Source organism: Gilliamella sp. ESL0441, from assembly GCF_019469185.1.
GTDB lineage: Bacteria > Pseudomonadota > Gammaproteobacteria > Enterobacterales > Orbaceae > Gilliamella.
Genome location: NZ_CP048264.1, coordinates 1,894,762 through 1,908,989, shown reverse-complemented (window position 1 = coordinate 1,908,989; position 14,228 = coordinate 1,894,762). Strand labels below are relative to the sequence as shown.

General features: G+C 33.1%; 11 protein-coding genes. 4 read left to right on the top strand and 7 right to left on the bottom strand.

Annotated features, from left to right (window positions below; translation table 11 throughout):
* Window positions 1-24 precede the first annotated feature (24 nt).
* The 3 genes from asmA to mltA form a co-directional block, all read right to left on the bottom strand.
* The gene (gene asmA, locus GYM75_RS08555; RefSeq protein ID WP_220215547.1) at window positions 25-1,965 is read right to left on the bottom strand and encodes an outer membrane assembly protein AsmA; all 1,941 of its coding nucleotides are present in this window, start codon (window positions 1,963-1,965) and stop codon (window positions 25-27) included.
* 33 nt (window positions 1,966-1,998) lie between these two features.
* The gene (dcd, locus tag GYM75_RS08550) at window positions 1,999-2,580 is read right to left on the bottom strand and encodes a dCTP deaminase (RefSeq protein ID WP_220215546.1); all 582 of its coding nucleotides are present in this window, start codon (window positions 2,578-2,580) and stop codon (window positions 1,999-2,001) included.
* 70 nt (window positions 2,581-2,650) lie between these two features.
* On the bottom strand, window positions 2,651-3,730 hold the full coding sequence (mltA, locus tag GYM75_RS08545) for a murein transglycosylase A (RefSeq protein ID WP_220215545.1): 1,080 nt from the start codon (window positions 3,728-3,730) through the stop codon (window positions 2,651-2,653).
* A 191-nt stretch (window positions 3,731-3,921) separates the two neighbouring features.
* Here mltA and cycA point away from each other — a divergent pair, with 191 nt between their 5' ends.
* Together cycA and dacB are read left to right on the top strand one after the other, a co-directional pair.
* Window positions 3,922-5,298 (top strand): D-serine/D-alanine/glycine transporter, encoded by a 1,377-nt coding sequence (gene cycA / locus GYM75_RS08540; RefSeq protein ID WP_220215544.1) that lies wholly within the window; start codon window positions 3,922-3,924, stop codon window positions 5,296-5,298.
* A 341-nt stretch (window positions 5,299-5,639) separates the two neighbouring features.
* The gene (gene dacB, locus GYM75_RS08535; protein WP_220215543.1) at window positions 5,640-7,076 is read left to right on the top strand and encodes a serine-type D-Ala-D-Ala carboxypeptidase; all 1,437 of its coding nucleotides are present in this window, start codon (window positions 5,640-5,642) and stop codon (window positions 7,074-7,076) included.
* Window positions 7,077-7,134: 58 nt separating this feature from the next.
* Here the strand turns inward: dacB and GYM75_RS08530 are convergent, their stop codons facing one another.
* Together GYM75_RS08530 and GYM75_RS08525 are read right to left on the bottom strand one after the other, a co-directional pair.
* Window positions 7,135-8,970, bottom strand: coding sequence for an ABC transporter ATP-binding protein (locus tag GYM75_RS08530; RefSeq protein ID WP_220215542.1), 1,836 nt, complete (start codon window positions 8,968-8,970; stop codon window positions 7,135-7,137).
* 255 nt (window positions 8,971-9,225) lie between these two features.
* Window positions 9,226-9,909, bottom strand: a complete 684-nt coding sequence (locus GYM75_RS08525; protein WP_220215541.1) for a S24 family peptidase — start codon at window positions 9,907-9,909, stop codon at window positions 9,226-9,228.
* 651 nt (window positions 9,910-10,560) lie between these two features.
* Between GYM75_RS08525 and tatA the strand changes: the two genes are divergently transcribed.
* Window positions 10,561-10,734, top strand: a complete 174-nt coding sequence (tatA, locus tag GYM75_RS08520; RefSeq protein ID WP_363317424.1) for a twin-arginine translocase TatA/TatE family subunit — start codon at window positions 10,561-10,563, stop codon at window positions 10,732-10,734.
* Between the two features lie 7 nt (window positions 10,735-10,741).
* Entirely contained in the window at window positions 10,742-11,926 is a 1,185-nt protein-coding gene (locus tag GYM75_RS08515; protein WP_220215540.1) for an FAD-dependent monooxygenase, read from the top strand.
* Window positions 11,927-11,985: 59 nt separating this feature from the next.
* Here GYM75_RS08515 and GYM75_RS08510 read toward each other — a convergent pair whose 3' ends face one another.
* Both GYM75_RS08510 and mutY read right to left on the bottom strand, forming a co-directional pair.
* The gene (locus GYM75_RS08510) at window positions 11,986-13,026 is read right to left on the bottom strand and encodes an NADH:flavin oxidoreductase/NADH oxidase (RefSeq protein WP_220215539.1); all 1,041 of its coding nucleotides are present in this window, start codon (window positions 13,024-13,026) and stop codon (window positions 11,986-11,988) included.
* Window positions 13,027-13,188: 162 nt separating this feature from the next.
* Window positions 13,189-14,226 (bottom strand): A/G-specific adenine glycosylase, encoded by a 1,038-nt coding sequence (gene mutY / locus GYM75_RS08505; protein ID WP_220215538.1) that lies wholly within the window; start codon window positions 14,224-14,226, stop codon window positions 13,189-13,191.
* Window positions 14,227-14,228: the final 2 nt, after the last annotated feature.

Here is a 14,228-nt window from a genome sequence, read left to right as displayed (position 1 = left end):
ATCATATTTTAGCGATATTGCTGGTTATTTCTTTAACAATTCGCTTAATATATTAGCCGCTTTTTGCCGTGATTTAGACTTAAAGTCATTATTGTCTTTGTCTTTGTCTTTGTCTTTGTCGTTATCTTTTGAATTTCGTTTTTCAATTTTTTCTCGAAGTTTTTCAAGTCCATGCTGTAATTTGTCATTTAGTACATCTTTAAATACTTGATTAAGATCTATCTGATAATGAAGTTTAGTAAATTGACCATAAATACGTAGTGGAATAGTCATTTGTTGCAATTTAGCAATGGTATCACTTTTGCCATTCCAACCATCTAACATTTTAATATTTAGATTCACATCAATATCTTTTTTTAACATACCAACTCTTCCTGAACCGTTAATAATATCAATTGTTTCAGAATCAGCAGTTAAGGTGGTAAGTTCTAAATTACCATTATTTAAGTTAGCTTTAGCTTCAATTGTATGGAATTCAGTATATTTATTTTGATTTTCAGGTGTTAAAACATCCTTAGAATATTTAGCTGCGGCAGCATTAATAATGTTTTGGATATTAATATTATCAAGTTTTGCATTAGCTATATTGATAGCAAGATTTCCATGTAAGTTTTCTAATAACTTATTGGCTTTAATTGTATTGATCTCTAATTGGCCTGAAGCATTAAAGCGTCCAACTAAATCTTTGGCTGTATCAATCTGATTAAAAAAGTTATTTAAATCAACATTGTTAATTTTAGTGTTGAGCTTGATTAGAGTATTTTTTTGTTTGCCATTAGCGACCCCATTGGTGGTTACCGTGCCATCAGCAAAGTCAAAATTGATAGCCTTAATTGTTGCAACACCATCATTGTTTTGTAAATCAGCATAAACATTAGTTAATATCATTTTGTTAGCGATTAATTGCTTAATGTTTAATTTAAGATTGGCATCGAAAGCATTAAGAAAGGTAAGCTCGTTTGTTGATTTGTTAACGCTTGATACAACAGGTGTTGTTTGTTGAGGGTTAATGTTCGTATTTTCTTTAGATTTTTCTTTATTTGAAATAAATGTATTAACGTTTAACTTGTCAGAATTAAGATTTAATTCTAAAGAAGGTTTAGTATTTAGGTTTACATTTACATTACCTGTAAAAATATTATCATTAATTGAAAAAATTAAATTTTGTGTGTTTATGCTTTGTGGATTTTTTTGATAATTAATGATTCCTTTCAAATTACCCACTAACTCATCATTAGGAATACCAATTCCTTTGAGTGTGTAATCAAATTTTTTTAAATCAATTTTTGCAATATTTGGAAATTGAGTTAAATCAATGTCAGCAATGGCGGAATAATATAAATCCTGCTGATTTCGGTCAATATTGCCTTTAATATCAACTGAAAGATATTTTTCGCTATTTTGTTGAACTATTAGGTTAAGATTTCTGAAGTTAATTAATGTATCTTTGTTCTGAAAAACCAAAGTACTATCTGCAACTTCAAATTTGTTTAATGTGAATTTCCAGCTAGATTTTTCTTTTTCTTCATTTTGTTGCGATTTATCTTCAGTATTTGGTACTGGTTGTTTTGCGGTGCTATTACTTTCTTTACTTTTTGCTACTTGACCTTTACTGTCATCAGTAACATTGATAACGGCTGATTTAACAAATACATTTTTGACAACTATTTTTTTAGAAAATAATGGAAATAGTTCTACATCAAGTCGCATATTATCAGCGGTCAAAATTGGTTTTTGAGCACCTGTATCGGTTAATTTAACTGAATCGGTTAATATACTGACTTGTGGCCAGATGTGCCAACGTAAATCACCTTCAATAGATAATTCATATCCTGTTTTATCTCTCACTTTATCAGAGATAAATCCACGGAAATTGTTGGGATCAACAAAAACAATAAGTGATACGATCCCTATTGCAATTATAAAAATTAAAATTAAAAAAGTAACCAATATTTTTTTTATCATATTAGTGTTCCTATATTATAGTTGTAAACTGATTTAGTCTTTATCGATACGGCTGGCAACTGCACCATGTTGGTCTTTATATTTTGCATCTTGTCGACGATTATAAGGTCTTGCAGCAGGCCCTGTTAAAGTTTCAAAACTTAAGGCACCAATAGTCATACCTGGTTTTAACGCTAACGGGATTTTACCTGAATTATAAAATTCTAATACAATTTGACCTTGCCAGCCTGGATCGATACGGTGTGCTGTGACATGGACCATCAGCCCAAGTCTGGCTAGGGAAGAACGTCCATCTAGCCAACCCACTAAATCATCAGGAATGGTGACTGATTCTAATGTGACCGCTAAAGCAAGTTCTCCGGGATGAAGATAAAACACATCACCTTCAGGTAGTACCATTTCTTCACTCATTACTCGTTCTAATGTTGCAGAAACTTCTTCTTTGGGACCACTTAGATCAATAAAAGGGGTTGTATGTTCTCGGAAAGTCCGAAATTGATTACCTAATCTAACATCAACAGTCGCACCATTAATACAATTCGATGCCGGTTGAGGTGTAATTTTTAATTTACCATTTTGTAAATATGCTTCAATATCTCGATCGCATAATCTCATGAGTTATCCTTAATTGAGCCGCTCTATCCTTATTTTAACAGTTTCTTTTAATCACGTCGATGCTATAGATCTAGGGTTTAATTACCCAAGCACGACCAAAATGGTTGTAGAAACCTGCTAATTGACCTGATGCTTCACCAATACCAAGGTAAAGGTCGAAATGTTGGCCTTTTATTGCTCCCCCCACATCAAGGGCTACCATTAGGCGAGTTTCTCTCCTACCACGGTATTGACCATCATTATCCAGAAGCGGTACATCCACTAAAACCACGGAGCCTAGCGGAACAAGAGATTTATCTGAAGCAATAGCTGCATTAGCAATCAATGGTACAGCGGCAGCACCCTTGACTTCAGCATTATGTTTTGGGTTAAAAAACACAAATGAACGGTTTTGTATGAGCAATTCTTTAAGTTGTTTTTCATTTTTATTTTTGGCCCAATCTTTAATGGCTTGTATTGATATTTTTTCTTTTTCAATTTCACCTTGTTCAACTAAAATCCGACCGATACTTGAATAACCATGACCATTTTTACCGCCATAACCGAAGAATACTAATGGGGTTCCATCTTCAAAATCGATATATGCACTTCCTTGTACTTCCATAATAAAATTGTCCATCAAGGAATTACTATAAGCGATTTCAAGCCCTTTTCCTGATAAAGCACCTTTGTATATTTGTTCCCGGTTAGGCAACTTTCGTTTTACATGTGTCGGCATTTTATAAATAGGGTACTTAAATTTGGCGTCAGGCTTGTGCCTAGCTTTGATTACAGGGGTATAATATCCAGTTAAATGGACATTACCATATCCATCTTGTCCTGCCATTTCGTAACTGTTTAAGCCAACTTTATCAAATTCATTGGATCCTAATAAGCGATTTATCCAATCATCGATAGCTTTATAGATATGTTCATTTTGGCTATATAAAACCGGTGATGCAGTTCTAATTTTATCTACTTGTACAATATAATCCGTAATATTTACGGGTGTATCTAAATCAGGATAACTAATATTTAATCGTTGTTTAAATTTCCCGTCCTTATATTGTTGACCTTGTTTGGTTGAGTTATTTTGGCAACCTGAGATTAAAGTTGAAATAAAAAAAACAAATAACAAGTAAATCCGATAATGTTTGATAATTTCTTTCATCTTATTAATTATAATGATTTTAAAACAGTGATTGTTATGCTACACAATTCTATTATAAGAAACTACTGATAATTTGTAACTTGCCATAAAAAGTTTTAATTATATTTCAACTTGAGATTTAATGATATAGACTTTATAGTCCTATATTCCTGATAAAATTAAAAGCTACGACATAAAAGGTAAGAATAGCGATGAGCATTACATCCTCAAACAATGATCTAAAAAGAAATCTCTCTAATCGTCATATTCAATTGATTGCAATTAGTGGTGCAATTGGAACTGGGTTATTTATGGGGTCAGGTAAAACCATTAGTCTTGCTGGTCCTTCAATTATCTTAGTATATATGATTATTGGATTTATGTTATTTTTTGTAATGCGAGCAATGGGAGAAATTCTGTTGTCAAATTTGGAGTACAAGTCCTTTAGTGATTTTTCCAATGATTTATTAGGGCCTTGGGCAGGTTTTTTTACAGGTTGGACATATTGGTTTTGTTGGGTGATAACAGGAATTGCAGACGTTGTTGCAATTGCCAGTTATGCACAACATTGGTTTCCTGATTTACCCGCTTGGATACCGATGTTATTAACTGTTGTTTTACTTTCGGTATTAAATTTATTGACAGTAAAAATGTTTGGTGAAACAGAGTTTTGGATGTCAATGATTAAAATTGCTGCAATTGTTGCGTTAATTATAATTGGACTTGTATTGATTTTTACTTCTTTTCATTCAGATTTGACAAATAGTACCGCTGGATTTTCTAACCTATGGGAATATGGTGGCTTTTTTCCAAATGGCACCATGGGGTTTTTTGCTGGTTTTCAGATTGCAATTTTTGCTTTTGTAGGTATTGAGCTTGTGGGTACCACCGCTGCCGAAACGGTCAATCCTAATAAAAATTTACCCAATGCAATTAATTCTGTTCCTGCCCGTATTATCTTTTTCTATGTATTTGCATTAATTATTATCATGAGTGTAACACCTTGGACTTTGATTTCTCCTGATAAAAGTCCTTTTGTAGAATTGTTTACTATGATTGGATTACCTGCTGCCGCTAGTATTATCAACTTTGTGGTACTGACTTCGGCTGCTTCATCAGCTAACAGTGGCGTCTATTCAACCAGTCGTATGCTATTTGGGTTGGCTAAAAAACAAGATGCACCTGAACCGTTTGGTAAATTATCGAAACGTTCCGTTCCGGCTAATGGTCTATTATTTTCATGCAGTTGCTTATTTGGTGGTGTCGTTCTGATCTATACTGTACCAAATGTGATTGAAGCTTTTACTATAGTTACAACCATATCGGCTATTTTATTTATGTTTATATGGTCTATGATTCTGATTTCATATATTGCTTATCGTCATAAAAAAGCTAATCTACATCAGCAATCTCAATTTAAAATGCCAGGCGGAATTTTGATGTGTTATGTTAGTCTAGCCTTTTTCATATTTGTTCTTGTGCTACTGACATTCCAAGATGATACACGTCATGCATTAATTGCAACACCTATTTGGTTTATTATTTTAGGCATAAGCTATTTTATTCGTTCACGAAAAAGAACTGAATAAACTCTACTAATTAAGGCAGGGGCAATCCCTGCTAACTTTTTGTAGTCAGTTAGATCTTAAGGTCGATATCGTTTATATATATTAAATATATTCGATTAAAATTATGAGCTTTTTCTACAAATCAATAGTGTTTGTATTGAAAAAGGAAAGTCATTAAGGTGATTATTTTATTGTAACTTGTTTATTGAGTTGATTAATTCTCTTACATATTAAAGTTTGTTTGCTTTTAAACTATTTTAGTACAAAAAGTGATAGTTTAAAGATTGATAGCTTTACTAAAAAACGATATATTTATAACCCTATTTTATCTATTTAATTTAAATCTTTTTGAGTCAATTTTGATGAAAAATTTCAGATCTATTAGTCTGTTTTTTATTGCTTTTTTTTCAAGTTTATTACAAGCCCAATCTGTTGAACCTTACGTGTCTTCATTACCAAAGGGCAGTGACTTGTCAATTTTAGTTCAATCCGTAGGCAAAAAACCCAAGACATTAGCTAAATATAAAAGTGATCAGTTTAAACAGCCTGCAAGTGTGCAAAAAGTAATTACTGCACTTGCTGCACAACTAGAATTAGGCAGCGATTTTCAATTTGAAACTCGAATGCTAACTAATGGTTCAATCAAGAACAAGCAGCTTAATGGGGATTTGATTGTTCAATTGAGTGGCGATCCTAGCTTTACTCGTGAACGTTTGAAAAGTATGTTAGCAACTTTACATCAAAAAGGTATTGAAAAAATTTCGGGCAAAGTGATTTTAGATACTTCTATTTTCACAGGCCATGATAAGGCAGAAGGTTGGTCTTGGAATAATCTAACAGCTTGTTACAATGCTCCACCTTCAGCTGCAATTATTGATGATAATTGTTTTTATGCGACTATTACGCCTGGAAAAATCGGTAATAAAGCATCTGTATCTGGACCAACTAATATTCCTGTCACAGTAACGGGTAATGTACGTACCATTGCCAAAAATAGTAAAGATTTAAGTGACAAATATTGTGAACTTGACGCAAGTTATTCTGAAAAAAATCGCTACTATTTATCAGGTTGTATTCCTGCCAGTTCTGATAAAGCCTCATTAAAATTTGCGGTTTTAAATGGTGTTGATTATTTTTCTGCTATTTTAAAACGGGAGCTTAAACAACAGAATATTTCTTACACAGGTACGATTACAGAGCGCAATCAAAAAACAGCGGCTAAATTAACATTATTAACTTCGAGTAAGTCAGCTCCACTTTCGGAACTGTTAACTACTATGCTCAAAAAATCAAATAATTTATATGCGGATACAATTTTTAGAACGCTGGGCGCTCATCATTTTAATATCCAAGGTACATGGCGAAATAGTCGTGATGCGGTTAAACAAATTTTACGAACTAAAGCTGGAATAAATTTAGAAAATGTTGTTATTGCTGATGGTTCGGGATTATCGCGATTAAATTTAGTGAGTGCTGATAAAATAATGGAAATTTTACAATATATATCGGCCCATGATACCGAACTTGAAATTATTGAAAAACTACCAATTTCAGGAACTGATGGTACATTGCAGAATCGAAAAAGTTTTAATCAACCACCATTCAAAGAAGCAATACGAGCTAAAACAGGGTATATTCAAGGGAGTTATAATTTAGCCGGCTTTATTGAAAAATCAGATGGTGGTTATATTGCTTTTGTTCAATTACTTTCGGGATATCATCCAGAAAGAAGAGATGAACCCAAAAATAGTGCAATAATGCGATTTGAATCTGAATTTTATAAAAATTTTATCCAGTAATGAATTGTTTGTACATGCTTTAGTTTAAAAGCATGTACACAATTTTATTCAATAAATATTATAAATTATCAGGTAAAAAACCACCACTTTGATGTTTCCAAAGTTGAGCATATAACCCATTTTTATCTAATAATTCTTGATGTGTGCCTTGCTCTATTATTTTTCCTTGATCAAGTACGATTAATCTGTCCATCGCTGCAATTGTTGATAATCGATGTGCAATAGCAATAACAGTTTTACCTTCCATCAATGTATAAAGACTTTCTTGAATGGCTTGCTCAATTTCAGAGTCTAATGCACTTGTTGCTTCATCCAATAATAATATCGGTGCATTTTTTAAAATAACCCTAGCTATTGCTATTCGTTGTCTTTGTCCACCAGATAATTTTATACCCCGTTCACCAACAAAGGCATCGTAACCAGTTCTACCGCTTGCATCAATTAAAGTTTGAATAAACTTATCTGCATGAGCTTTTTTAGCTGCATTAATCATTTCTTCTTCAGTAGCTTGATTATTACCATAGAGTAAATTTTCACGAACTGTCCTGTGTAACAATGAGGTATCTTGTGTCACCATTCCAATTTGAGCTCGCAGACTCTCTTGACTAATTTCTGTAATATCTTGCCCATCAATAATTATTTTTCCATTTTGCAAATCGTAGAATCGTAACAATAAGTTAATCAGTGTTGATTTACCCGCACCAGAACGCCCAACAAGTCCTATTTTTTCACCGGATTTGATTGTTAAATTTAAATCCTCAATAATTGTATTGCCGATTTTTTCATCATAGGTGAAATGTATATTTTGGAATTCAATTTTTCCTTGCGTTATCACAAGATCTTTTGCATTTGGTTTATCCACATTTGTTTTTGCGGTTGAGAAGGTATTGATACCATCTTTTACAACACCAATGTTTTCGAATAAAGCTGCCATTTCCCACATAATCCAATGGGATAGACCATTTAATCGAAGTGCTACTGCCGTGGTGGTTGCAATTGCGCCAATTCCCACTAATTGATTTGACCACAACCATAATGCAATGCCGGTTGTTGATAATATTAATAAAATTGATAATAGATGATTTACAATCTCAAAACTACTTACCAAACGCATTTGTTTGTTGACTGTCGTTAAAAACTCATCCATTGATTCTTGTGCATATTTGGCTTCATTGCCTGCATGCGAAAACAGTTTAACTGTCATAATATTTGTGTACGCATCTGTCACTCGTCCGGTCATCGTCGAGCGTGCATCAGCTTGCATACTGGCAACTTTACTTAAACGAGGAATAAAATAATACATAGCTAAAGCATAAATGATGCACCAGCCAATAAAAGGGAGAAGTAACCATGGATCTAACTGTCCAATTATTGCCGCCATCGTAATAAACGAAATAAGAACAAAGATTAAAATATCGGCAACTAAAAAACAGGTATCTCTAACAGCAAGCGCTGTTTGCATAACTTTAGCTGATATTCTTCCTGCAAATTCATCTTGAAAAAAACGCATGCTTTGATTAAGGACTAAACGGTGAAAATTCCAGCGCATTCTCATAGGAAAGTTACCGGCTAAACATTGATGTTTTATAATTGTTTGCAAAGCAATAATCAAAGTACTCGATAAAATAATAAGAGTTAATAATAATAAAGTTGTTTTTTCTTTCTGCCATAGCTGATTAGGTTCAACAACAGCTAGCCAATCAACAACTTTACCAAGTGCTGCAAATAAAAAAGCTTCAAACGCTCCACTTAGTGCACTAAATATCACCAGTAATAACATAAATAATCGAGTGCCTTTTGTGGACTGCCATATAAAATTTAAAAAACCTTTTGCTGCTGGCTGTGGTTCACTTTTAGGATAAGGTGACACCAATTTTTCAAAAAATCGATACATAGTAGACCTAATTGTTCTTAAAATTGCGCATTGAATTTAGTCAATAATATTAAATATGAGAATTGAAGTTGATCACTTTAGAATAGAATATTTTTGTATTTAAAGCGGTATTGATAATTGAATAAAAAACATTTGATATTTCACCTATTCTTACTAAAGAAATGTACTAAAAAGAAGTAGTAAGGGAGAAAAATTTTATTGCTCTCCCTTGTTTTACAATTATATCTTGAATAAAAATTTTTGACTATTAATTAACTAAAAAATATCTTTGATAATTTGTACAACACGACCTACAAAATGATATTTATTGAAATCTGTTTTAGATACTTCAATTGTAGGGTATTGATTATTATTGCAAATCAGTATCCAACCATTGAGCGTTAAGCGAACTTTTCGTAAAAAAGTGATATCTTCATATTCAACTAAATAAATTGCACCGTCAATTATTTCGCCGACGTCTGTATTAATAATAAGTCCATTGTTGTTGTTGATTTCCGGTGACATCAAATCGCCTTTAGCCCAATAAATAATTAGTTTTTTTATGTCCAATCCTCGATGAGATGCCCAACCTTCGACAATTGGGTAATTCATAACTGGTGGAGTTTCACGGACATAGCGTTGTAATTGTGCTTCTTCTTTAGTGGGTAATTGTTTTTTGTAAACAGGAATGCGATAGATATTTTCATTGTAAACATCATCGTCATTTTTTGGATCTAACACTTCTAATTTATAACCCGTAGCTAGCCAATTGAATGAAACATTACATTTTTCGGCAATCACTTCTAAGCGTGTAAGTGATGGATAAGTTTTACCAGATAAATAGTCTCTAATTACGGTTTCAGACATGTCACATTTTTTAGCGAAGGCAGAAACAGATAAACCTTGCATTGAGCTATGTAATCTATCTTTAAATGTTTTTACATTTTTATTTTTAATCATATTCATTTCTAATTTGTTTCTCCTATTACTTCCGTTTTTTAATTATAGTGTATATTTTATAAGTTTTACATAGCACAACAACTGAAAAGCTGATATAAAAAGTTTTTTTATATAATTCTGAGTTGAAATGTTCGTTTTATAGTCAAGTTTTTAGATTGCTTTTCGTACAAAAAAATGATTGATATGGTTTTTTTAAAAAAATAAATATTTTTGTTTTTCTGCTGAAAATTATTTATTTTCTGCGAAAAAATTTTTTTTCATTTGCTTTTTAAATGCTTTTTTGTTCATATTTGATATATATCAAATACGCCAATTTTAATGCGTTGCTATTTTTAAGTATGTTTTGTATTGATTTTAAAAGAATTATTTTGAAATTTAGTTTATTTTTAAAATAAATAAAAAAACAAATAAAAACGTTGACTAAAACGAAAAAAAATGGATAATAAGCAGTGTAAGGATTTTTCATTGTTTTCTTTCCTTATATTCCTTATATTTCATGTTGGCCTGCATATTTATATGCAGGTCTTTTTTTTTGTTTAAACTTCTTATGAAATCTCTTTTTAAAAAGGTATAATACATAAAAATATATACCATTTGTTTACAATTCTATTGTTAGACGAATTAATAAAATTTAATTAAGAGGATTTTATTATGTCATTTAGTATCCCACATCTTTTAGTCTTTCTTGCCGTCGTCGTGTTGTTATTTGGCACTAAAAAGCTACGAAACTTAGGGGCTGATTTAGGTTCGGCATTGAAAGGATTTAAAAAGGAAATGAGTGAAGATATTGAATCCAATAATGATCCTAAATTAGATAATAAATAATTAAAATATGAGTATTCAATTTGATGTAGCCATTGTTGGTGGTGGCTTAGTAGGTTTGGCAACGGCTTGTGCTTTAAGTCATTATGATTTGAAAATTGCCATTATTGATAAAAATATTCATCAACATGAATGTTTACAAACGGATAAGATTGGGGTCAGAGCTTCAGCGCTAAATGGTGCTAGCCAGCGCTATTTTACTCAAATTGGTATTTGGGATGCGCTTTGTTCAAGTGGTCGAGTACAAGAATTTGCAGAAATAGATGTGTGGGAAAAGAATGGGCAGGCTCATTTATCTGCACATGCTACAGATTATGGTTATCCAAATTTAGGTTATATCATTGAAAATCATGTTATATCTCATTATCTCTATCACAATGCTTTGGCTAGCAACAATATTACGCTTTTTAGTCAAGAAGTGATTAATAGTGAGTTTGATGATAATTGTGCATTTTTGACATTGGCAGATCAGGTTACTTTACAAGCTAAACTTATAATTGGTGCAGATGGTGCAAATTCTTGGATACGTAATCATGAAAACATTGCTGTTTTTGAACGCGATTATATTCATCATGCCCTAATTACAACTGTTGAAACTGAATTTCCACATCATGCTTGTGCAAAGCAAATTTTTTATCCTAATGGTATAGTTGCTTTTCTTCCGCTTTATCATCCTAATAGAAGTTGTTTAGTATGGTCAACTAAACCTGACAATGCAGCTAATTTAGTTTCATTATCCGAAACGGAGTTTTCATATCAATTATTTCAATTAACCGGTGATAAAGTAGGTTTTTGTCAGTTGGTTAATCCGAGAATGATATTTCCCTTGAAAGCACGCTTTGCCAAGCAGTTTATTAAACATCGTTTAGTTTTAGTTGGCGATGCAGCGCACACAATTCATCCTTTAGCCGGGCAAGGAGTCAACTTAGGTTTTCAAGATTCGGCCTTGTTAGTATCGACAATAAAAAAATTAATCGATGCGAATCAGGATATTGGTTTAGTCAGTAATCTAAAATCATTTCAGTTTACGCGTCGTAAAGATACGGTGGTAATGTTAGCGGCAATGCAAACTATTCAAGATATGTTTAATGGGGATAATTTGCTTAAAAAGGCAGTAAGAACGGTAGGCATGAATACTATCGATCACTGTTCACCATTAAAAAAACAGTTAATCAAATATGCCATGAAGATATAATTTAGCTGATGTTAATTATCCTGTAACTTGTGCTACAGGATATAACTTTTTTGATTAAATTATTTGAATGCTATTTGATATGATGTCGGAATAAATGGCGATGAAGGAATACGTAAAGGCCAATATGGATCATTTAATAAGCCTCGACCAACAGCTATTAAATCTGCATCGCCTCGGCTTAAAACATAATCGGCTAAGTAATGATCTTCAAGCATACCAACAGCTATTATTGGCAAATCTATCGATTGTCTTATCGCGCTAGCCAAGTAAACCTGATAACCGGCATGAAAATCAGGGGTGTGAGCGGGATCGAGTTGTCCGTCACCACCACCGCTGACATCTAAAACGTCTGCACCTGCATCAGCAAAACGTTTAGCAATCTTGCATCCATAATCAATACCATATCCATCTTTACCATATTCTTGGGCTGAAAAGCGAATAATAAGTGGCATGTCATTTGGCATAACGGATTTAGCTGCTTTAATGACTTGTTCGCCAAATAGCAACTTATCTTGACCATATTCATCGGTTCGTAAATTGGTTTTAGGTGAACTGAATTGATGTATTAAGTAACCATGTGCACCATGAATTTCAATTGCATCGAAACCTGCTTCAACTGCCCGTTGAGTTGATTCTTTAAATTTTTGAATAATGTCAGCGATTTCATTTTTTGATAATTCTCTTGGCATTTGATATTGCCACTGTTTATTAGCTTCGTTAGTGCCGTCATAAAGAAGAGGAGAGCAAGATACCACATCATCAGCTCCTAAAGCTTTACGCCCTGCATGGGCAATTTGAATGGCTATTTTGCCATTTTGGGCGTGAACGGCATCAACAATACGTTTGAACTGATCTCGTTGCTCATCATTCCATAAACCTAGACAATTAGGCGAGATTCGTCCATTTGGTGCAACGTTAGTCATTTCAACAATAATTAATCCAACGCCCCCAACAGCTCTTGAAACATAATGAATAAAATGCCAATCATTCGGTAGGCCGTCTTTAGCCTGATATTGACACATTGGTGGCATAACAATACGATTTTTTAAAGATAATTTTTTGATCGTAAAGGGTGTGTTCAAATAAGATATTTTAGCCATATGGAATTCCTTTAAATTACTGGTGAACAATTAATTACCAACTTTTTGTGAAGAATATTTAAAATATAATATAGCTAATTCAATAGCTAGTTGCTAAAACAAATTAATTTTAAACTTGTTTCATCAATAATTTTAACTTTCTGTCTGAAGATTATTTCTAAATCATGCATTCAATTGCTGCAATAAATTGTAAATGGGTGTTGCTAAACCAATTTTTGCATTTTCTGCTGTTAAGTTATACCAGTAGCCATTACTTTCATCTAAACATTTCGTGTTGTTAACCATGATGCAATGAATCGGTATGATATCTAAATGAAAGTGGCTAAAAGTATGGCGAAAAGAAATCATTTGTTTTGGTGGGGTTGTTTGAATTCCACAATCGTTTAGCCAATTGATTAATGCTTGCTCTGTTGCAAATTGTGGTAGGCAATATAAACCGCCCCAAATACCCGATGGTGGTCGTTTTTCAAGCCATATACACTGATTGTATTCAAGCATCAGAAAATAAGCCGATTTTTCAGGAATGGTTGTTTTCGGTTTTTTGGTAGGGTATTGTTGCCAACTGTCTGTTTGATTAGCGATGCAATCACTTTGTAGTGGACATAAGTTACATTTAGGTTTGGTGCGGGTGCAAACCATTGCGCCAATATCCATCATCGCTTGATTGAATTTTGCTACCTCGTGTTTTGGTGTGACCTGTTCACTCAATTGCCAAAGTCTATTTTCAATGTTTTTATTGCCAGGCCAACCTTCAACTGCAAAAAAGCGTGTTAAAACCCGTTTTACATTACCATCTAAAATAGGGTAATGTTGGTTTTGAGATAGCGATAAAATTGCGCCAGCAGTTGAACGCCCAACACCGGGTAAAGCAACGACATCATCAAATAGAGTAGGGAAGTGACCTTTAAACTTGTCAGTAACCATTTTCGCCGCTTTATGTAAATTACGGGCTCGAGCATAGTAACCCAGTCCAGTCCACAAATGTAATACATCATCAATCGGGGCGTGCGCTAAATCGGTTATCTTAGGAAAATGCTCAATAAAACGATTGAAGTAGGGGATGACTGTAGCAACTTGAGTTTGTTGTAGCATCACTTCAGATAACCAAACATGGTAAGAACTTTTTTCAATTTGCCAAGGTAACGTTTTTCTGCCGTACTGTTCATACCACTTGAGCACGGCATTGGAAAATTTTTGCATAG

What these genes read in the sequence shown, in the direction of transcription:
- mltA (WP_220215545.1), bottom strand. Translation starts at nt 3,730, where the DNA reads ATGAAAGAAATTATCAAACATTATCGGATTTACTTGTTATTTGTTTTT.
- GYM75_RS08530 (WP_220215542.1), bottom strand. Translation starts at nt 8,970, where the DNA reads ATGTATCGATTTTTTGAAAAATTGGTGTCACCTTATCCTAAAAGTGAA.
- dacB (WP_220215543.1), top strand. Translation starts at nt 5,640, where the DNA reads ATGAAAAATTTCAGATCTATTAGTCTGTTTTTTATTGCTTTTTTTTCA.
- cycA (WP_220215544.1), top strand. Translation starts at nt 3,922, where the DNA reads ATGAGCATTACATCCTCAAACAATGATCTAAAAAGAAATCTCTCTAAT.
- tatA (WP_363317424.1), top strand. Translation starts at nt 10,561, where the DNA reads ATGTCATTTAGTATCCCACATCTTTTAGTCTTTCTTGCCGTCGTCGTG.
- GYM75_RS08525 (WP_220215541.1), bottom strand. Translation starts at nt 9,909, where the DNA reads ATGATTAAAAATAAAAATGTAAAAACATTTAAAGATAGATTACATAGC.
- dcd (WP_220215546.1), bottom strand. Translation starts at nt 2,580, where the DNA reads ATGAGATTATGCGATCGAGATATTGAAGCATATTTACAAAATGGTAAA.
- GYM75_RS08510 (WP_220215539.1), bottom strand. Translation starts at nt 13,026, where the DNA reads ATGGCTAAAATATCTTATTTGAACACACCCTTTACGATCAAAAAATTA.
- asmA (WP_220215547.1), bottom strand. Translation starts at nt 1,965, where the DNA reads ATGATAAAAAAAATATTGGTTACTTTTTTAATTTTAATTTTTATAATT.
- mutY (WP_220215538.1), bottom strand. Translation starts at nt 14,226, where the DNA reads ATGCAAAAATTTTCCAATGCCGTGCTCAAGTGGTATGAACAGTACGGC.
- GYM75_RS08515 (WP_220215540.1), top strand. Translation starts at nt 10,742, where the DNA reads ATGAGTATTCAATTTGATGTAGCCATTGTTGGTGGTGGCTTAGTAGGT.